Genomic DNA, 15,065 nt, shown 5'->3' with positions numbered 1-15,065 from the left:
CGCCGCTGCGCGGCGGGGTTTCCCCGCCCACCTGCCCGATTGCCCGGCAGCGACCGGTTCCCCGTCTGGGGTGGGTCGCCTTTCGGGCGCGCGCCGTCCGTGGTCCCGGTTTTCGCCGCTGCGCGGCGGGGTTTCCCCGCCCACCTGCCCGATTGCCCGGCAGCGACCGGTTCCCCCGTCGGGGGTGGGTCGCCTCTCGGGCGCGCGCCGTCCGTGGTCCCGGTTTTCGCCGCTGCGCGGCGGGGTTTCCCCGCCCACCCGCCCGATCACCCGGCAGCGACCGGTCCCCCCGTCCGGGGCGGGTTGCCCTTCGGGCGCGAGCCGTCCGTAGTCCCGGTTCGCCGCTGCGCGGCGGGACCTCCCCACCCGCCCTATTGCCCGGCAGCGGGCGGTTGCCGCGGTGTGTTCGTCGCTGCGTGGCGATTTTTTCCCACCTACCGAGCCGAGCACCCTGCAGCGGATGTCCCCCTCGGGGGTTCGTCGCGTCGTCCCTGGTCCTAGTTCGTGGCAGCGTGGCGGCGGTTTTGCTGCCTACCCACCCGCGTGCCTCGCGGTGCCTTAATGCCGGGTGATCGGGTGGGTGGGTGGGAAAATCTTGCCGCGGAGCGGGGATCTGACGCGCACTTCGGGCAGTGCGGCGCCGCGCAGCGGCGGTTCAGGGCATACCGCCGCTGCGCCCGGCAGGAACACAGCACCCCCCTACAACCCCACCCCCCGAACCCCCCGCACACTCTCCCGGATCACGATATGCGTGCCCAGAAGGTGGCGTTCCTGGCCTGTTCGGGGGGAGCCCGACAGGGCCAGGCGGACCGCCGTGCGGCCCATTTCCTCCGCGGGGATGTGCACGGTCGTCAGGCCGGGAGTGATGTCCGCCGCCACCGGATCATCGTTGTAGCCGACCACCGAGACGTCCTCCGGCACCCGCAGCCCATGCTCCCGCAGGGCGATCACCGTGGCCGCCGCCACCCTGTCGTCGCCCGCGAACACCGCCGTGAAGTCCGGCCGTCCGTCCGCCTTCTTGAGGAGGTCCTTGATCGCTTCGTACCCGTGATTCTGACCGAAGCCGATGCCGTGCAGGATCGCCTCCTCGCGCGGCACCCCGTGGTCGGCCAGCGCACGCAGGTAGCCCGCGACGCGGTCCTCGCCCGTGGTGTGGCCGGGTTGGTAGCCGATCAGGGCGATCTTGCGGTGCCCGGCTCCCAGCAGGTGGCTCGTGATGGCGTACGCGCCCGCCTCGTTGTCGTACTCGACGACCAGCGCGGGGACATCCGGCGCCGGCGCCGGACGCCCGCACAGGACGAGGCGGGAGCCCGCCGCGGCGAGGGCCTCCGCGTACCGCGCCATCCGCTCGCGGTACTCGTCGTCCTCGATGACCCCGCCCACGAGCACCACCGCCTCCGCGGCCTGCTCGCGCATCATCTGCACCAGGGCCAGCTCACGGGACGGATCGCTGTTCGTCGACGAGATGAGGGTGAGGCGGCCCCGTTGGGCCGCCTCCATCTCCACGCCCTGCGCCACATGCGCGTAGAAGGAGCTCACCACGTCGAACATCAGCACCGCGATCGTCTTGCGGCCCGCGCCCGCCAACGCGCGCGCGTGCGCGTTGGCGACGTAGTCGAGGTCCTTGACGGCCCGCAGCACCTTCCCCCGTGACGCCGTCGACGTCGGGTAGTTGCCCGCGAGAACCCGCGAGACCGTCGCGACCGAGACGCCCGCCCGCGCCGCCACGTCACGGATGGTGACCCGCTCACCCACTGTGTCTCCTCAAGTCCTCAAGTAGCAGCGTCCGGAACGGCGTTGCCCGCGATACCCGCGCTGTCCCACAACAGCCCGCCCCGGACCATCATCCCGTCCCCGCCCCGGACCATCATCCCGCTCCCGCGCCGGATCAGTGCGCGGCTTCGTACTCCTTCGCGAACTCCGCGCGTGCCTTCTCGCCGCCCTGGGTCTGCCACTTCTTGTAGACGGCGTCCCAGTCGGACAGCTTCTTGCGGCCCGAGACGATCGCCGTCACGCCGTCCTCGATGACCTGCTGCATGGAAGCGCCCTGCCGGTTGTACGTGTCCGACATCAGGCCCCAGTGGTCGTCGCGGACGAGGTTCGGCACGACCGCCTTCTCCCACGTGTGCAGCCGCTTGGTCAGGTCGGCGAAGCCGGGGAAGTACAGCGGCTGCGGCGCGTCCATGAGGTAGGCGAAGGGGAGATTCGTGCGGTTCTCCACCAGGCCGAGCGACGTGGGGATCGGGTCGCCCTTCTTGTCGTACTCGAAGTGCGTGCCCTCGACTCCGGAGTGCATCAGCTCGTACTCCTTGGAGCCGAACGGCGACGCCAGCCAGTCGAGCACCCGCAGCATCAGCTTCACGCGGTCCTTGGAGGCCTTCTTGATGACGGTGTAGCCGAAACAGCCGCGGTTCTGCTGGTAGACGGGCGTCACGCCGTCCACCACGTACGGCACAGCGGCATCCAGCGTGAACTCGCCCTTGATGCCCTGCGCGTTGGAGATGGCCGCGCCCCAGCCGTCCGTCATGGAGCGGACCGTGCCGTTGTAGAACTGCGTCTTCAGGTCGACCTGCGAGATCGAGGTGGCGTCGGAGTTGTACGAGCCCGCCTTGCGCATCTTCGACATGTACTCGAGCGCGGCCCTGAACTCGTCGGTCCCGTACATGTCGGTGACCTTGCCGTTCTTGATCTGCCACTGGTTCGGCGCCCCGTGCCACATCGCGTGGTAGAGGTAGCCGAAGAAGCCGACCGACGAGGCGCCGAGCGCGGACTTCTTGTTCCGCGACGCCTCGCGCGCCATCGCCTGGAAGTCGGTCGCCGCCATGCCCGGCTCGTAGCCCGCCTTGTCGAACGCCTCGCGGTTGATGAACATCGCGCCCTGCACCTTGGCGCGCTCGACCGGCAGACCGTAGATGCGCCCGGAGACGCGGCCCATGCCTTCCCACGCGTACGTGGGGATGTTGGCGAGGTTCGGGTAGTCCTTGACCGCGTCTCCGGAGAGATGCTCCGAGAGGTCCTCGCAGCGCGACTTCACGAACTGCGACTCGCGCGGCAGGACGTACCCGCCACCGAAGTTGATCATGTCGGGCAGGTCGTCGCCGGACATCAGGGTGGACATCTTGGAGCGGAAGTCCGCGTCCGGCACGACCGAGAACTCGACCTCCACGCCGAGGGCCTCGTTCATCGCCTGCCAGAACTTGTTCGATCCGACCGGCTTCGGCGGGGTGCCGTAGGTGATGGTCATGACCTTGATCTTCTGCTTGCCGTTGCCCGGCTTCTCGGCCGTCGCGGCGACCAGCTTCTGCGGGTACTTCGTGAAGCCGGGCTGCACGCCCTCGGCCGTGGGCGCGAGGTCGGGCGTCGGGCCCTTGGCGGGCGTGTACGTCGGCCAGGGCGCCGCCTTCTTGTTGGCGTTGCTGACCGAACCGCCGCCGCCCGAGCCGGTGGAGCAGGCGGTGAGCAGGGAGGGAGCCGCGACCGCGGCCCCGCCGACGGCTATGGAGCGCAGCAGCGTACGGCGCGACATCGAAGAACTTGAGGAACCGGACACAGTGACGACCTTTCGAAGGTACGGGGAAGTTGGCTCAGCTCTTGATGGCGCCCGTGAGCACGCCCTTGGTGAAGTACTTCTGCAGGAAGGGGTAGACGATCAGGATCGGCACGGTGGCGATCACCAGGACGGCCATCTGCATCGTCTGCGGCGCCGACACGTTCGCGGCGTCGCTCAGGCCGGTGTCCGCGATCTGCGAGCCGCCCATGACGTACGTACGAAGGACCTGCTGGAGCGGCCAGTGGTCGGACTCCAGGTAGATCGAGGCGTGGAACCAGGCGTTCCAGTAGCTCACCGCGTAGAAGAGGCCGACCACCGCGAGGGCCGCCTTGGAGAGCGGCAGCACGACCCGCCAGAGGATCTGCCAGTCGTTCGCGCCGTCGAGCCGCGCCGCCTCGTACAGCTCCTCGGGCACGCCCTGGAAGAAGCCGCGCAGGACGACCAGGTTGAAGACGTTGATGAGGACCGGGACGATCAGGGCGCTGTAGCTCTCCAGCATCCCCATGCCCTTGACCAGCAGGAACGCGGGGATCATGCCGGGCGGGAAGAGGAACGTGAAGAGAATGATCAGGAGGACCGGCTTGCCGCCGTACACCTTGGGGCGGCTCAGCGCGTACGCGAGGAACGTGGTGCACGCGAGGGAGGCGAGGGTGCCGATGACCGTGATGCCGGCGCTGACGCCGAGCGCCTTGGTGACGATGCCGCCCTCGAAGACCTGCTCGTAGGCGCGCAGGGTGGGGTGCGTGGGCCACAGGACCCAGCCGCCGTTGGCGATGACCTCGCGGTTCGAGGCGAACGACGTCGAGACGATCACGAGGAACGGCACGAAGACCATGACCAGGATGGTGACGATCGCCAGCGCCTTGGCCACCTGGGTGACCGGCTTCGGCTTCTCCATCCAGGAGGGGCGTACGGGGCGTGCGGGGCGTACGGGACGCGGTGCGCGAACGGCACGTATCGCCGTCGATTTCGTGCTCACTTGTAGACCCCCTGCTCGCCGAGGCGATGGGCGACCTTGTTGGCCGCGAAGACGAGAATCGCGCCGACCACGCCCTTGAACAGGCCCGCCGCCGCGGCGTATCCGGTGTCGCCGCCGACGATGCCCTGCCAGAAGACGAAGGTGTCGAGGACCTCACCGGCCTCGGGGCCCACCGACTGCCGTTGCAGCAGCATCTGTTCGAAGCCGACGGAGAGGATGTCGCCGAGCCGCATGATCAGCAGCAGGATGACGACCGGCCGGATCGACGGCAGCGTCACGTGCCAGAAGCGGCGCCAGGGGCCCGCCCCGTCGATGGCGGCGGCCTCGTACTGCTGCTCGTCCACCTGCATCAGCGCGGCGAGGAAGATGATCGTGCCCCAGCCGGCGTCCTTCCAGACGACCTGCGCGACGACCAGCGCCGGGTACGCGTCCGGGTTGCCGATGATGTCGACGGAGTGCAGACCCGCCTGTCCGAGCACGGAGTTGAGCAGGCCGGTGTCGGCGAGCACCTGCTGGAACAGGGCGACGACGATGACCCACGACAGGAAGTGCGGGAGGTAGACCACGGACTGCACGAAGCGCCGTGTCAGGTCCGAGGTCAGGCTGTGCAGGAGCAGGGCGAGGCCGAGCGGGACCGGGAAGAAGAAGACCAGCTGGAGCACCGCGAGGAAGAGCGTGTTCCAGGTCGCGTGCCAGAAGTCCGGGTCGCCGAACATCCGGTCGAAGTTCTCGAGGCCGACCCAAGGGCTGGCCCAGAGCCCGTCGAAGGGGACGTACTCCTTGAAGGCGACGGCGTTCCCGATGAACGCGCCGTAGTGGAACACCAGGAAGTACGCGACCCCCGGGACCATGAGCAGCAGCAGGACTCGCGAGGAGCGAAACCGTTTCCATCGCTCATCACGCTCTGGTTTGTTGCCATTTGGCCTATTGATGCGCTTGCCGGGCGGCTTCACCGCCTCGGTTTCCGTCCGGTCCTTCGTCACCGCTGACACGGCAGCCCCTCCGTCGTCGGAACAAGGTGACCGGAATCTAAAGCGGTTACTAAACCTGGTCAACCCCCTTGGCCCCGCGATCTCTTGACCGCTGTCCCAGCTTCGGCCTAGCCTCCAGGCGATGTTGGGTAACCGGTTACTACGAGGGATGGTCACGCGTGGCAGACCAGGCAGAGTTGCAGGGCCGACCGAACGCGGCGCTCGCGATGAGCGCGGACGTCGCGGAGCGGGTCTTCGCCCCCGACATCCGTGAACGGCTGGCGCGCAGCGTGGAGTTGGTCCCCGGCCTGCTCACCGGATCACTCGCCGGGGCCGAGGCGCGCGCGGTGCTCGCCGAGGCGGAGATCCTGGTCACCGGCTGGAACTGCCCGCCCGTCACGGCCGAGGTCCTCGCCCACGCCCCCCGGCTCCGCGCCCTCGTGCACGCCGCCGGATCGGTGAAACCCGTGGTGACGGACGCGCTGTGGGACCGGGGCGTGGTGGTCTCGTCGGCGGCCGACGCGAACGCGGGGCCCGTCGTGGCCTACACGCTCGCCGCGATCACCTTCGCGGCGAAGGGCGCGCTGCCGACCGCGGCGGGGTACGCCGCCGGGTGGCCGCCCTTCACCGAGCGGACCGGCGCCGACGCGCGGACCATCGGCATCATCGGCGCCTCCCGCATCGGCCGCGGGGTCATCGCGGCGCTGCGCGCGTCCGACGCGGGGTGGCGCGTGCTGCTCAGCGATCCCTACGTCACCCGGGAGGAGGCGGCCGGCCTCGGCGTGGAGCTGGTCGACCTCTCGGAGCTGTGCCGGCGCAGCTCGATCGTCAGCGTCCACGCGCCCCAACTGCCCGAGACACGGGGCATGGTGAGCGAGGAGATGCTGAAGCTGATCCCCGACGGGGGCACGCTCATCAACACGGCACGCGGCGCACTGATCGACACGGAGGCGCTGGCCAGGGAGTGCGGGGCGGGGCGCCTGGACGCCTTCCTGGACGTGACGGACCCGGAGCCGCTGCCGGCGGGGCATCCTCTGCTGACCCTGCCGAACGTCCTGGTCACCCCGCATGTCGCGGGGGCGCAGGGGAGTGAGGTGCGGCGGCTGGGGGAGTTCGCGGTGGGGGAGGTGGAACGGTTTCTGGCGGGGGCGCCGTTGAGGGGGAGACTTGTGCGGGAGGAGCTGGGGCGATTGGCGTAGGAAGGGTTCTGGTGGGCGAGGGCTTGCCCGCCGCCCATCACCGGCTCCGCCGAGCTCGTCCTCAAACGCCGGACGGGCTGGATTTTTCAGCCCCTCCGGCGATTGAGGAGCGGGGGTCTGGGGGCGGAGCCCCCCCCTGCGCGGCGGAGCCGCAAAGGTCATACCCGGGAAGGGGCGGGTTTGGGGAAAACTACGGCTTCTCGCCCCGCGCGCTCAGCAAGTCCGTCATCAGCTCGATCTCCGACTCCTGCGACTCCACCATCCCCCGCGCGAGCCGCACCTCAGCCCCCACCTCGCACCGGTCCACACACCCGTCGGCCATGTGGACCCCGCCCTTGTGATGCTTGATCATCAGCTGCAGATAGCGCACCTCGGCGGCCCGCCCGTTCAGCTCGCCGAGCTTCTTCAGCTCCGTGTTCGTCGCCATCCCGGGCATCAGGGCGCCGTCCTCGCCGGGCGGCATGTCCCCCATCCCCATCCACTCCATCGGCGCCTTGTCGGGCACCTTCGGCAGCTCCCACAGGTCGAGCCAGCCGAGCAGCATGCCCCGCTGGTTCGCCTGGGTCTGGGCGATGTCGTACGCGAGACGGCGGATCTCCTCGTCCTTCGTGCCGTCGCGCACGATGTACGACATCTCCACCGCCTGCTGGTGATGCGTGGCCATGTCTCGGGCGAAGCCCGCGTCGGCCGAGTCCGTCGAGGGCGATGACGCGGCGGACGAGCCGTCCGACGACGCGACGGCGACCGTGATGCCGCCGCCGGCCACGGCCACCGCGGCGACCGCCCCCACCGCCCAGCAGGTGCGCCGCCTCACTGGCCCTTGCCGCCCGTGCACGCGGCGCCCGGCTCAGGGGTCTGCTTGCCCTGGACGTACGTGGAGAGGAAGGAGGCGACCTTCGGGTCGGACGCGCCGGTCACCGTGCGCTGGTGGCCCCACGCCGTCAGCACGATCGGGTCCTTCTGGTCCTTGACCGGGCTCATCAGCGTGTACGGCGTCTGCTTGACCTTCGCCTCGAGCTTCTTCAGGTCCGCGGCCTTCGCCTTGTCGTTGTACGTCACCCACACCGCGCCGTGCTCCAGGGAGTGCACGGCGTGCCGCTCCGGGAGCTCGTCCTTGTAGACGTCGCCGTTGCAGTTCATCCACACCTGGTCGTGATCGCCGCCCACCGGCGGGGTCATCGCGTAGCTGACGTCCTTGGTGACGTGCGTGCGGCCCAGCTTCTTCGCGTCCCAGACCTTCTCGCCGTCCGCGGTCGTCTTGAACGTCGGCGCGGACTTCCCGTCGGAGGCCGCCGAGTCGGAGTCATCGGCCTTCTGGAAGAGGATGACACCGCCCACGGCGAGCGCGGCGACCACCACCGCGCTCAGGGTGATCGTGATGACGCGGCCCCGGCGGTCGCGTGCGCGCTCTGCCCGGCGCATCTCCTCTATCCGGGTCTTGCGGGACGAGCTGCTCGTGTTCTTGGCGGAACCCATGATGTGTCCTTCGGCGATGCGGCGATGCGACGGAAAGGGCGGGACGCGCGTTGCGGAACAGGGTGGAGCGGTTCGCTGATCGTAATGGGCGAGCCCGGCGGGCTGTAGGGGCAATCCGAGCCGCCCGCTGTTACGGGCGCGCCGATCAGCAGGCACTATGGGCACAGGGCGGCACATGGCCCGCAACGCGCTCGAAACGGTGTGGTGGGATGCTCATGTGCCCCGCGGTGTCCCCGGACGAGAGCACAGCGCGAGAACAGCGCGAGCACAGCGCGGACGCAGGTGGCCTGACCAGCAAGGATGGGTGGAAGCGGAAGATGGACAAGCAGCAGGAATTCGTGCTCCGGACACTGGAGGAGCGCGACATCCGGTTCGTACGCCTGTGGTTCACGGATGTCCTCGGCTTCCTGAAATCGGTCGCGGTGGCTCCCGCCGAGCTGGAGCAGGCCTTCGACGAAGGCATCGGCTTCGACGGCTCGGCGATCGAGGGATTCGCCCGGGTGTACGAGTCGGACATGATCGCCAAGCCGGATCCGTCGACGTTCCAGGTCCTGCCCTGGCGCGCGGAGGCCCCCGGCACCGCCCGTATGTTCTGCGACATCCTCATGCCGGACGGCTCCCCGTCCTTCGCGGACCCGCGCTACGTCCTCAAGCGCGCCCTGGCGAAGACCTCCGACCTCGGGTTCACCTTCTACACCCACCCCGAGATCGAGTTCTTCCTCCTGAAGGACAAGCCGCTGGACGGCTCGCGGCCCACCCCCGCCGACAACTCCGGCTACTTCGACCACACCCCGCAGAACGTCGGCATGGACTTCCGCCGCCAGGCGATCACGATGCTCGAATCCATGGGCATCTCGGTCGAGTTCAGCCACCACGAGGGCGCCCCCGGCCAGCAGGAGATCGACCTCCGTTACGCGGACGCGCTCTCCACGGCCGACAACATCATGACGTTCCGCCTGGTCATGAAGCAGGTCGCGCTGGAGCAGGGGGTCAATGCGACCTTCATGCCCAAGCCCTTCTCCGAGCACCCGGGCTCGGGCATGCACACGCACCTCTCCCTCTTCGAGGGTGACCGCAACGCCTTCTACGAGTCCGGCTCCGAGTACCAGCTCTCCAAGGTCGGCCGTTCCTTCATCGCGGGTCTCCTGAAGCACGCCGCGGAGATCTCGGCGGTCACCAACCAGTGGGTGAACTCCTACAAGCGCATCTGGGGCGGCTCGGAGCGCACGGCGGGCGCGGGCGGCGAGGCCCCCTCGTACATCTGCTGGGGCCACAACAACCGCAGCGCGCTCATCCGCGTCCCGATGTACAAGCCCGGCAAGACCGGCTCCGCGCGGGTGGAGGTCCGCTCGATCGACTCGGGCGCGAACCCGTACCTGACGTACGCGGTGCTGCTCGCCGCCGGCCTCAAGGGCATCGAGGAGGGTTACGAGCTCCCGCCCGGCGCGGACGACGACGTCTGGGCCCTGAGCGACGCGGAACGCCGTGCGATGGGCATCGAGCCGCTCCCGCAGAACCTGGGCGAGGCGATCGCCCTGATGGAACGCTCGGAACTGGTTGCGGAGACGCTGGGCGAGCACGTGTACGACTTCTTCCTGCGCAACAAGAAGCAGGAGTGGGAGGAGTACCGCTCGGAGGTCACCGCCTTCGAGCTCCGCAAGAACCTGCCGGTGCTGTAGGGCTTCGCCCGAAGAAGAGCCGCAGACGCATCTGCCAGGTCGCCCGGCAGATGCGTCTGCGGCTCTTTTGTGGTTGCTCGCGCCGTTCCCCGCGCCCCTTAAGGGGCGCTCACGATCGCCGCCCGCAGGGGCGTCTCCGCCCGGACGCGGTACTCCTGGATCGCCCAGCCGTTGCCGTCCGGGTCCTTGAAGTACATGAACGTGCCGCCGTCCTGCGGCGCGTGGGCGACCGGCTCCGCGATGTCCAGGCCGCGTGCGGTCAGCTCGGCGTGCGCCGCCTTCGCGTCGGCGACGCACAGCTGGAGGCCCTGGTAGGAGCCGGGGGCCGGGGTGGGGCCGTCCATCGTGTCCCAGAGGGTGTCGGCGAGGGCGATGGAACAGCCGGAACCCGGCGGGGTCAGCTGGACGATCCGCATGCCCGGCATGACCTCCTGGTCGATGTCCACGTGGAAGCCGAGCTTGTCGCGGTAGAACTCCTTGGCCCGGTCGACGTCACTGACGGGGAGCGGGATCACCTCGAGTGTGTATTCCATGGTCCGAGTACATCAAGGCTCCGGGGTCCTGTCAGCGTGAACGGCCGCGTCCGCTCCGGAACCGTCAGCCGAAGCTCCAGCGCGTCTGGCTGAACGGTTCGCCCTTGCCGAAGCCGAAAGCGGTACGGGGAGCCACCTCGAAGACGTACGCGTGGCCGGGCCCGTGGTGGAAGCAGCCGTCCCGCACCTCGTAGTGCCAGAAGCTGCCGTACTTGTCCTCCCAGGCCGCCGCGAGGCGCCGCAGCCTCTCCTCGTCGGTGATGCGGACCGCGGTCCCCTCGACGACCAGGTCATGGCCCTTGTCCCAGAGGTGACGCCCGTGGTCAGGACGGTCTCGGGATTGGCCGCGAGGTTCCGCGCCTTGCGCTCCTCGGGGCCCGTGCAGAAGTGCAGCGCGCCGTCCAGCCAGACCGCGGGCAGCGGGGTGACGTGCGGGCGCCCGTCAGGGCGTACGGTCGAGATCCAGAAGAGCTCGGCCGCCCTGAGCTGCCGCACGGCGTCGGACCACGGGGTCGCCGCGGCCCCGGCACTGCTGTACCGGGAATCCAGCTCTGTACGGGGTTCCTTGCTCGGCATGGTCCGCCTCCCTGGCGCTGCCACCAATGCTTCCGTCCAAGTACGGACTCCGCACGCGGGCAGAACTCATCGGTCAGGCCGTAGGCTCGGGCCAGGATGATCGAACGGAGGCGCGGGGATGACGGTGCCGCAAGGGCGCAGAAGCAGTACGTTCACGCGGCTGCTGCGGCATGGCTTCACCGATCCGTCCGCGGCCGAGCGGCTGCTCGGCGCCCCCGAGCTGTCGGCGGTGCGGACCGACCCGGTGCTCCTGGACGCGCTCGGCGCCGCCGCGGACCCCGACCTGGCGCTCCTGGGCCTCGTACGGCTGGTCGAGGGCCAGCCCGACGACACCAGCCGCCAGGAGCTGCTCGACACCCTGGTCAGCGCCAAGCCGCTGCGTGACCGGCTGCTCGGCGTGCTCGGCGCCTCCGAGGCCCTCGCCGACCACCTGGCCCGTCACCCCAGCGACTGGCAGGCCCTGGTCACCTACGAACTGGCCGACCTGCACCCCGGCGTCGAGGAGTTCGAGCGCGGCCTCGCCGACGCCACCGACCCGGTGTCGCTGCGCGTGTCCTACCGTCGCTGCCTGCTCGCCATAGCGGCACGTGACGTCTGCGGCACCACCGACCTGCCCGAGGCGGCCGCCGAGCTCGCGGACCTGGCGACGGCGACCCTGCGCGCCGCGCTCGCCATGGCCGAACAGGCGGCGCCCGAGGACGCCGCGCTGTGCAGGCTCGCGGTCATCGCGATGGGCAAGTGCGGTGGACACGAGCTGAATTACGTGTCGGACGTCGACGTCATCTTCGTCGGCGAGCCCGCAGAGGGCCCAGGCGGCGTGGACGCCGCCGACGAAGGCAAGGCGTTGCAGGCCGCCACCCGGCTCGCCTCGCACATGATGCGGATCTGCTCGGAGACCACGGTCGAGGGCACGATCTGGCCGGTCGACGCCAACCTCCGCCCGGAGGGCCGCAACGGCCCCCTCGTGCGCACCCTCAGCAGCCACCTCGCCTACTACCAGCGCTGGGCCAAGACCTGGGAGTTCCAGGCGCTGCTCAAGGCCCGCCCGGTCGCCGGTGACCTGGCTCTGGGCGCGGAGTACGTGGAAACCCTCGCGCCCCTGGTCTGGCACGCGGCCGAGCGCGACAACTTCGTGCCCGACGTGCAGAAGATGCGCCGCCGGGTCGTGGAGAACATCCCGGCGGGTGAGGTCGACCGTGAGCTGAAGCTGGGTCCCGGCGGGCTGCGGGACGTCGAATTCGCCGTACAGCTCCTGCAGTTGGTGCACGGCCGCGGTGACACCTCGATCCGCAGCGGCTCGACCCTGGTGGCCCTGGAGGCCCTCGCGGCCGGCGGCTACGTGGGGCGGGTGGACGCGGTCCAGCTCGACGACGCCTACCGCTTCCTGCGCTCCCTGGAGCACCGCATCCAGCTGTTCAAGATGCGGCGCACCCACCTGATCCCGGAGGACGACGCGGACCTGCGGCGCATCGGCCGCTCCCTGGGCATGCGCACTGAGCCGATCACCGAGCTGAACCGCGCCTGGAAGCGGCACACTTCCGTCGTGCGCCGCCTGCACGAGAAGCTCTTCTACCGCCCGCTCCTGGATGCCGTGGCCCAACTCGCCCCGGTGGAGACCAGGCTGAGCACGGAAGCCGCACGCGAACGCCTCGTCGCCCTCGGCTACCACGACCCCGCCGCGGCCCTGCGCCACCTGGAGGCCCTGGCATCGGGCGTCACCCGCAAGGCGGCCATCCAGCGCACCCTGCTCCCCGTCCTCCTCGGCTGGTTCGCGGACTCGGCGGACCCCGACGCGGGCCTCCTGAACTTCCGCAAGGTGTCGGACGCGCTCGGCAAGACCCCCTGGTACCTGCGGCTCCTGCGCGACGAAGGAGCGGCGGCGGAGAATCTGGCCCGCGTCCTGTCCGCGGGCCGCCTGGCCCCCGACCTGCTGATGCGCGCCCCCGAAGCGGTGGCCCTGCTCGGCGACCAGCGTGGCCTCGAACCGCGCGACCACGCCCACCTGGAGCAGGAGGTCCTGGCCGCGGTGGGCCGCGCGGACGGCGCCGAACAGGCCGTGACGGCGGCGCGCGGCGTCCGGCGCCGCGAACTGTTCCGCACGACGGCGGCGGACATCATCGGCTCGTACGGCACGGAGGAGAGCCCCGTGGCGGCCGACCCCGGGGCCCTGCTCGACCGGGTGGGCGACGGGGTCTCCGACCTCACGGCGGCCACGATCGCCGGGACCCTGCGCGCGGTGGTCCGCGAGGGCTGGGGCGACACGCTGCCGGTGCGGTTCGCCGTGATCGGCATGGGCCGCTTCGGCGGCCACGAACTGAGCTACGGCTCGGACGCCGACGTCCTGTTCGTCCACGAGCCGCGCGAGGGCGTCAGCGACCACGAGGCGGCGAAGGCGGCCTCGCAGGTGGTCTCCGAGATGCGCAGGCTGCTCCAACTCCCCAGCTCCGACCCGCCGTTGCTGATCGACGCGGATCTGCGCCCGGAGGGCAAGAGCGGCCCCCTGGTGCGGACCCTCGCCTCGTACGAGGCCTACTACCGCCGCTGGTCACTGGTCTGGGAGTCACAGGCGCTGCTGCGGGCCGAGCCGGTCGCGGGCGACGCCGATCTCGGCCGCGCCTTCATCGAGCTCATCGACCCGCTGCGCTATCCCGCGGAGGGCCTCGGTGACGACGCCGTACGCGAGATCCGCCGGCTGAAGGCCCGCATGGAGGCGGAGCGCATGCCGCGCGGCGCCGACCCCACCCTGCACACCAAGCTGGGCCGCGGCGGCCTCTCCGACGTCGAGTGGACCGTCCAGCTCATGCAGCTGACCCACGGCTGGGTCGAACCGGGCCTGCGCACGACCCGCACTCGCGAGGCCCTCGCCGCCGCCTGCGCTGCCGAGCTGATCCCGACCGAGGAGGCCGCGATCCTGGACGAGGCGTGGGTCCTGGCCGCCCGGGTGCGCAACGCGGTGATGCTGGTGCGCGGCCGGGCCGGGGACACGTTCCCCTCGGACGGGCGGGAGCTGGCGGCGGTCGGCCGGTACCTGGGCTACGACCCCGGCCATGTGGGAGACATGCTCGACGACTACCGAAGGACCACCCGCAGGGCACGGGCCGTGATGGAGGAGAGGTTCTACGGGGCGTAGCCGGGGCGCAGGGAGAGGGAGCCCGCTCAGGACCTGAAACGGGCCCTGAGCCTGGCCGGCAGGAGCGGCGACCCGTCGTCGTCCCGCGGCGCCACCTCACGCGGCAGCCTGTGCGGCAGCGCCCCGTACCACGCCCAGGCCACCGCGATGCCGAACGCCAGGCAGATCATGCCGCCCACCGCGTCCAGCCAGAAGTGGTTGGCGGTGGCCACGATCACGATCAGGGTCGCCGTGGGGTAGAGCAGGCCGAGGATCTTCGCCCACGGTGCCGAGGCCAGGGCGAAGATCGTCAGGCCGCACCACAGGGACCAGCCGATGTGCATCGACGGCATCGCCGCGTACTGGTTCGACATGTGCTTGAGGTCGCCGGAGGCCATCGAGCCCCAGGTCTGGTGGACGAGCACCGTGTCGATGAAATCCTGGCCGTTCATCAGGCGCGGGGGAGCCAGGGGATACAGGTAGTAACCGAGCAGGGCCACTGCCGTGGTCGCGAAGAGCACCGTGCGCGTGGCCGCGTAGCGTCCCGGATGGCTGCGGAACAGCCAGACCAGGACACCGAGAGTCACCACGAAGTGCAGCGTCGCGTAGTAGTAGTTCATGCCGACGATGAGCCATGTCACCGAGTCCACCGCGTGGTTGACGCTCTGCTCCACGGCGATCCCGAGGTGCTGCTCCACGCGCCAGATCCAGTCGGCGTTGCGCAGGGCCTGTGACTTCTGTTCCGGCACCGCGTTACGGACCAGGGAGTACGTCCAGTAACTCACCGCGATCAGCAGGATCTCGAACCAGAGACGAGGGCGCCGGGGAGTGCGAAGACGGCGCAGGAAAGTCCGCCCATTGCGGTCCTCCTGCTCGCCCGCGACGGGTGATGTGGTGGGCCGCTGCTGGCCTTCCAGTGTCGTCACAGTCATCTCACCCATAGGCACAGAGTCTGCCAGATACCGACCCTCCGACCGATCATCCCAAGGTCTG

Annotated in this window: 11 protein-coding genes and 1 pseudogene; 3 read left to right on the top strand and 9 right to left on the bottom strand. The window is 70.0% G+C overall.

From position 1 onward, the window contains the following. Nucleotides 1–699: 699 nt before the first annotated feature. The 4 genes from AB0I66_RS15695 to AB0I66_RS15680 form a co-directional block, all read right to left on the bottom strand. A complete protein-coding gene (locus AB0I66_RS15695) occupies nucleotides 700–1,755 on the bottom strand; it encodes a LacI family DNA-binding transcriptional regulator (protein WP_363208377.1) in 1,056 nt (351 codons plus the stop codon). Between the two features lie 133 nt (nucleotides 1,756–1,888). Beyond that, a complete protein-coding gene (locus tag AB0I66_RS15690; protein ID WP_363208376.1) occupies nucleotides 1,889–3,526 on the bottom strand; it encodes an extracellular solute-binding protein in 1,638 nt (545 codons plus the stop codon). Between the two features lie 58 nt (nucleotides 3,527–3,584). Then, complete coding sequence (locus AB0I66_RS15685; RefSeq protein WP_363208689.1) at nucleotides 3,585–4,448, bottom strand: carbohydrate ABC transporter permease; 864 nt, start codon at nucleotides 4,446–4,448, stop codon at nucleotides 3,585–3,587. A 77-nt stretch (nucleotides 4,449–4,525) separates the two neighbouring features. Further along, nucleotides 4,526–5,380 (bottom strand): ABC transporter permease subunit, encoded by an 855-nt coding sequence (locus AB0I66_RS15680; protein WP_363208375.1) that lies wholly within the window; start codon nucleotides 5,378–5,380, stop codon nucleotides 4,526–4,528. 347 nt (nucleotides 5,381–5,727) lie between these two features. Here AB0I66_RS15680 and AB0I66_RS15675 point away from each other — a divergent pair, with 347 nt between their 5' ends. Beyond that, a complete protein-coding gene (locus tag AB0I66_RS15675) occupies nucleotides 5,728–6,699 on the top strand; it encodes a hydroxyacid dehydrogenase (protein WP_363208688.1) in 972 nt (323 codons plus the stop codon). Nucleotides 6,700–6,889: 190 nt separating this feature from the next. On the opposite strand, the gene AB0I66_RS15670 is transcribed toward AB0I66_RS15675, so the two are convergent. Further along, nucleotides 6,890–7,513, bottom strand: a complete 624-nt coding sequence (locus tag AB0I66_RS15670) for a DUF305 domain-containing protein (protein WP_363208374.1) — start codon at nucleotides 7,511–7,513, stop codon at nucleotides 6,890–6,892. Next, entirely contained in the window at nucleotides 7,510–8,175 is a 666-nt protein-coding gene (locus AB0I66_RS15665; protein ID WP_363208373.1) for a DUF3105 domain-containing protein, read from the bottom strand. The genes AB0I66_RS15670 and AB0I66_RS15665 overlap by 4 nt, the downstream gene beginning before the upstream one ends. A 317-nt stretch (nucleotides 8,176–8,492) precedes the next feature. Between AB0I66_RS15665 and AB0I66_RS15660 the strand changes: the two genes are divergently transcribed. Continuing rightward, entirely contained in the window at nucleotides 8,493–9,854 is a 1,362-nt protein-coding gene (locus tag AB0I66_RS15660; RefSeq protein ID WP_160504710.1) for a glutamine synthetase family protein, read from the top strand. Between the two features lie 98 nt (nucleotides 9,855–9,952). Here the strand turns inward: AB0I66_RS15660 and AB0I66_RS15655 are convergent, their stop codons facing one another. Next, entirely contained in the window at nucleotides 9,953–10,387 is a 435-nt protein-coding gene (locus AB0I66_RS15655) for a VOC family protein (RefSeq protein ID WP_363208372.1), read from the bottom strand. A gap of 64 nt (nucleotides 10,388–10,451) precedes the next feature. Then, a pseudogene (locus AB0I66_RS15650) lies at nucleotides 10,452–10,963 on the bottom strand (pyridoxamine 5'-phosphate oxidase family protein). A gap of 118 nt (nucleotides 10,964–11,081) precedes the next feature. On the opposite strand from AB0I66_RS15650, the gene AB0I66_RS15645 reads away from it, so the two are divergent. Continuing rightward, nucleotides 11,082–14,093: a bifunctional [glutamine synthetase] adenylyltransferase/[glutamine synthetase]-adenylyl-L-tyrosine phosphorylase gene (locus tag AB0I66_RS15645; RefSeq protein WP_363208371.1), complete on the top strand. Its 3,012-nt coding sequence runs from the start codon at nucleotides 11,082–11,084 to the stop codon at nucleotides 14,091–14,093. A gap of 26 nt (nucleotides 14,094–14,119) precedes the next feature. Here the strand turns inward: AB0I66_RS15645 and AB0I66_RS15640 are convergent, their stop codons facing one another. Further along, a complete protein-coding gene (locus AB0I66_RS15640; RefSeq protein ID WP_363208370.1) occupies nucleotides 14,120–15,013 on the bottom strand; it encodes a phosphatase PAP2 family protein in 894 nt (297 codons plus the stop codon). Nucleotides 15,014–15,065: the final 52 nt, after the last annotated feature.

Origin of the sequence: Streptomyces sp. NPDC050439, assembly GCF_040655335.1 — a bacterium.
Lineage (GTDB): Bacteria > Actinomycetota > Actinomycetes > Streptomycetales > Streptomycetaceae > Streptomyces.
Note: the sequence above shows the minus strand (reverse complement) of the source record. Positions and strands in the feature narration are given on the sequence as shown.

What these genes read in the sequence shown, in the direction of transcription:
- AB0I66_RS15690 (WP_363208376.1), bottom strand. Translation starts at nt 3,526, where the DNA reads ATGTCGCGCCGTACGCTGCTGCGCTCCATAGCCGTCGGCGGGGCCGCG.
- AB0I66_RS15685 (WP_363208689.1), bottom strand. Translation starts at nt 4,448, where the DNA reads ATGGAGAAGCCGAAGCCGGTCACCCAGGTGGCCAAGGCGCTGGCGATC.
- AB0I66_RS15680 (WP_363208375.1), bottom strand. Translation starts at nt 5,380, where the DNA reads ATGGTCCCGGGGGTCGCGTACTTCCTGGTGTTCCACTACGGCGCGTTC.
- AB0I66_RS15675 (WP_363208688.1), top strand. Translation starts at nt 5,728, where the DNA reads ATGAGCGCGGACGTCGCGGAGCGGGTCTTCGCCCCCGACATCCGTGAA.
- AB0I66_RS15665 (WP_363208373.1), bottom strand. Translation starts at nt 8,175, where the DNA reads ATGGGTTCCGCCAAGAACACGAGCAGCTCGTCCCGCAAGACCCGGATA.
- AB0I66_RS15660 (WP_160504710.1), top strand. Translation starts at nt 8,493, where the DNA reads ATGGACAAGCAGCAGGAATTCGTGCTCCGGACACTGGAGGAGCGCGAC.
- AB0I66_RS15655 (WP_363208372.1), bottom strand. Translation starts at nt 10,387, where the DNA reads ATGGAATACACACTCGAGGTGATCCCGCTCCCCGTCAGTGACGTCGAC.
- AB0I66_RS15645 (WP_363208371.1), top strand. Translation starts at nt 11,082, where the DNA reads ATGACGGTGCCGCAAGGGCGCAGAAGCAGTACGTTCACGCGGCTGCTG.
- AB0I66_RS15640 (WP_363208370.1), bottom strand. Translation starts at nt 15,013, where the DNA reads ATGGGTGAGATGACTGTGACGACACTGGAAGGCCAGCAGCGGCCCACC.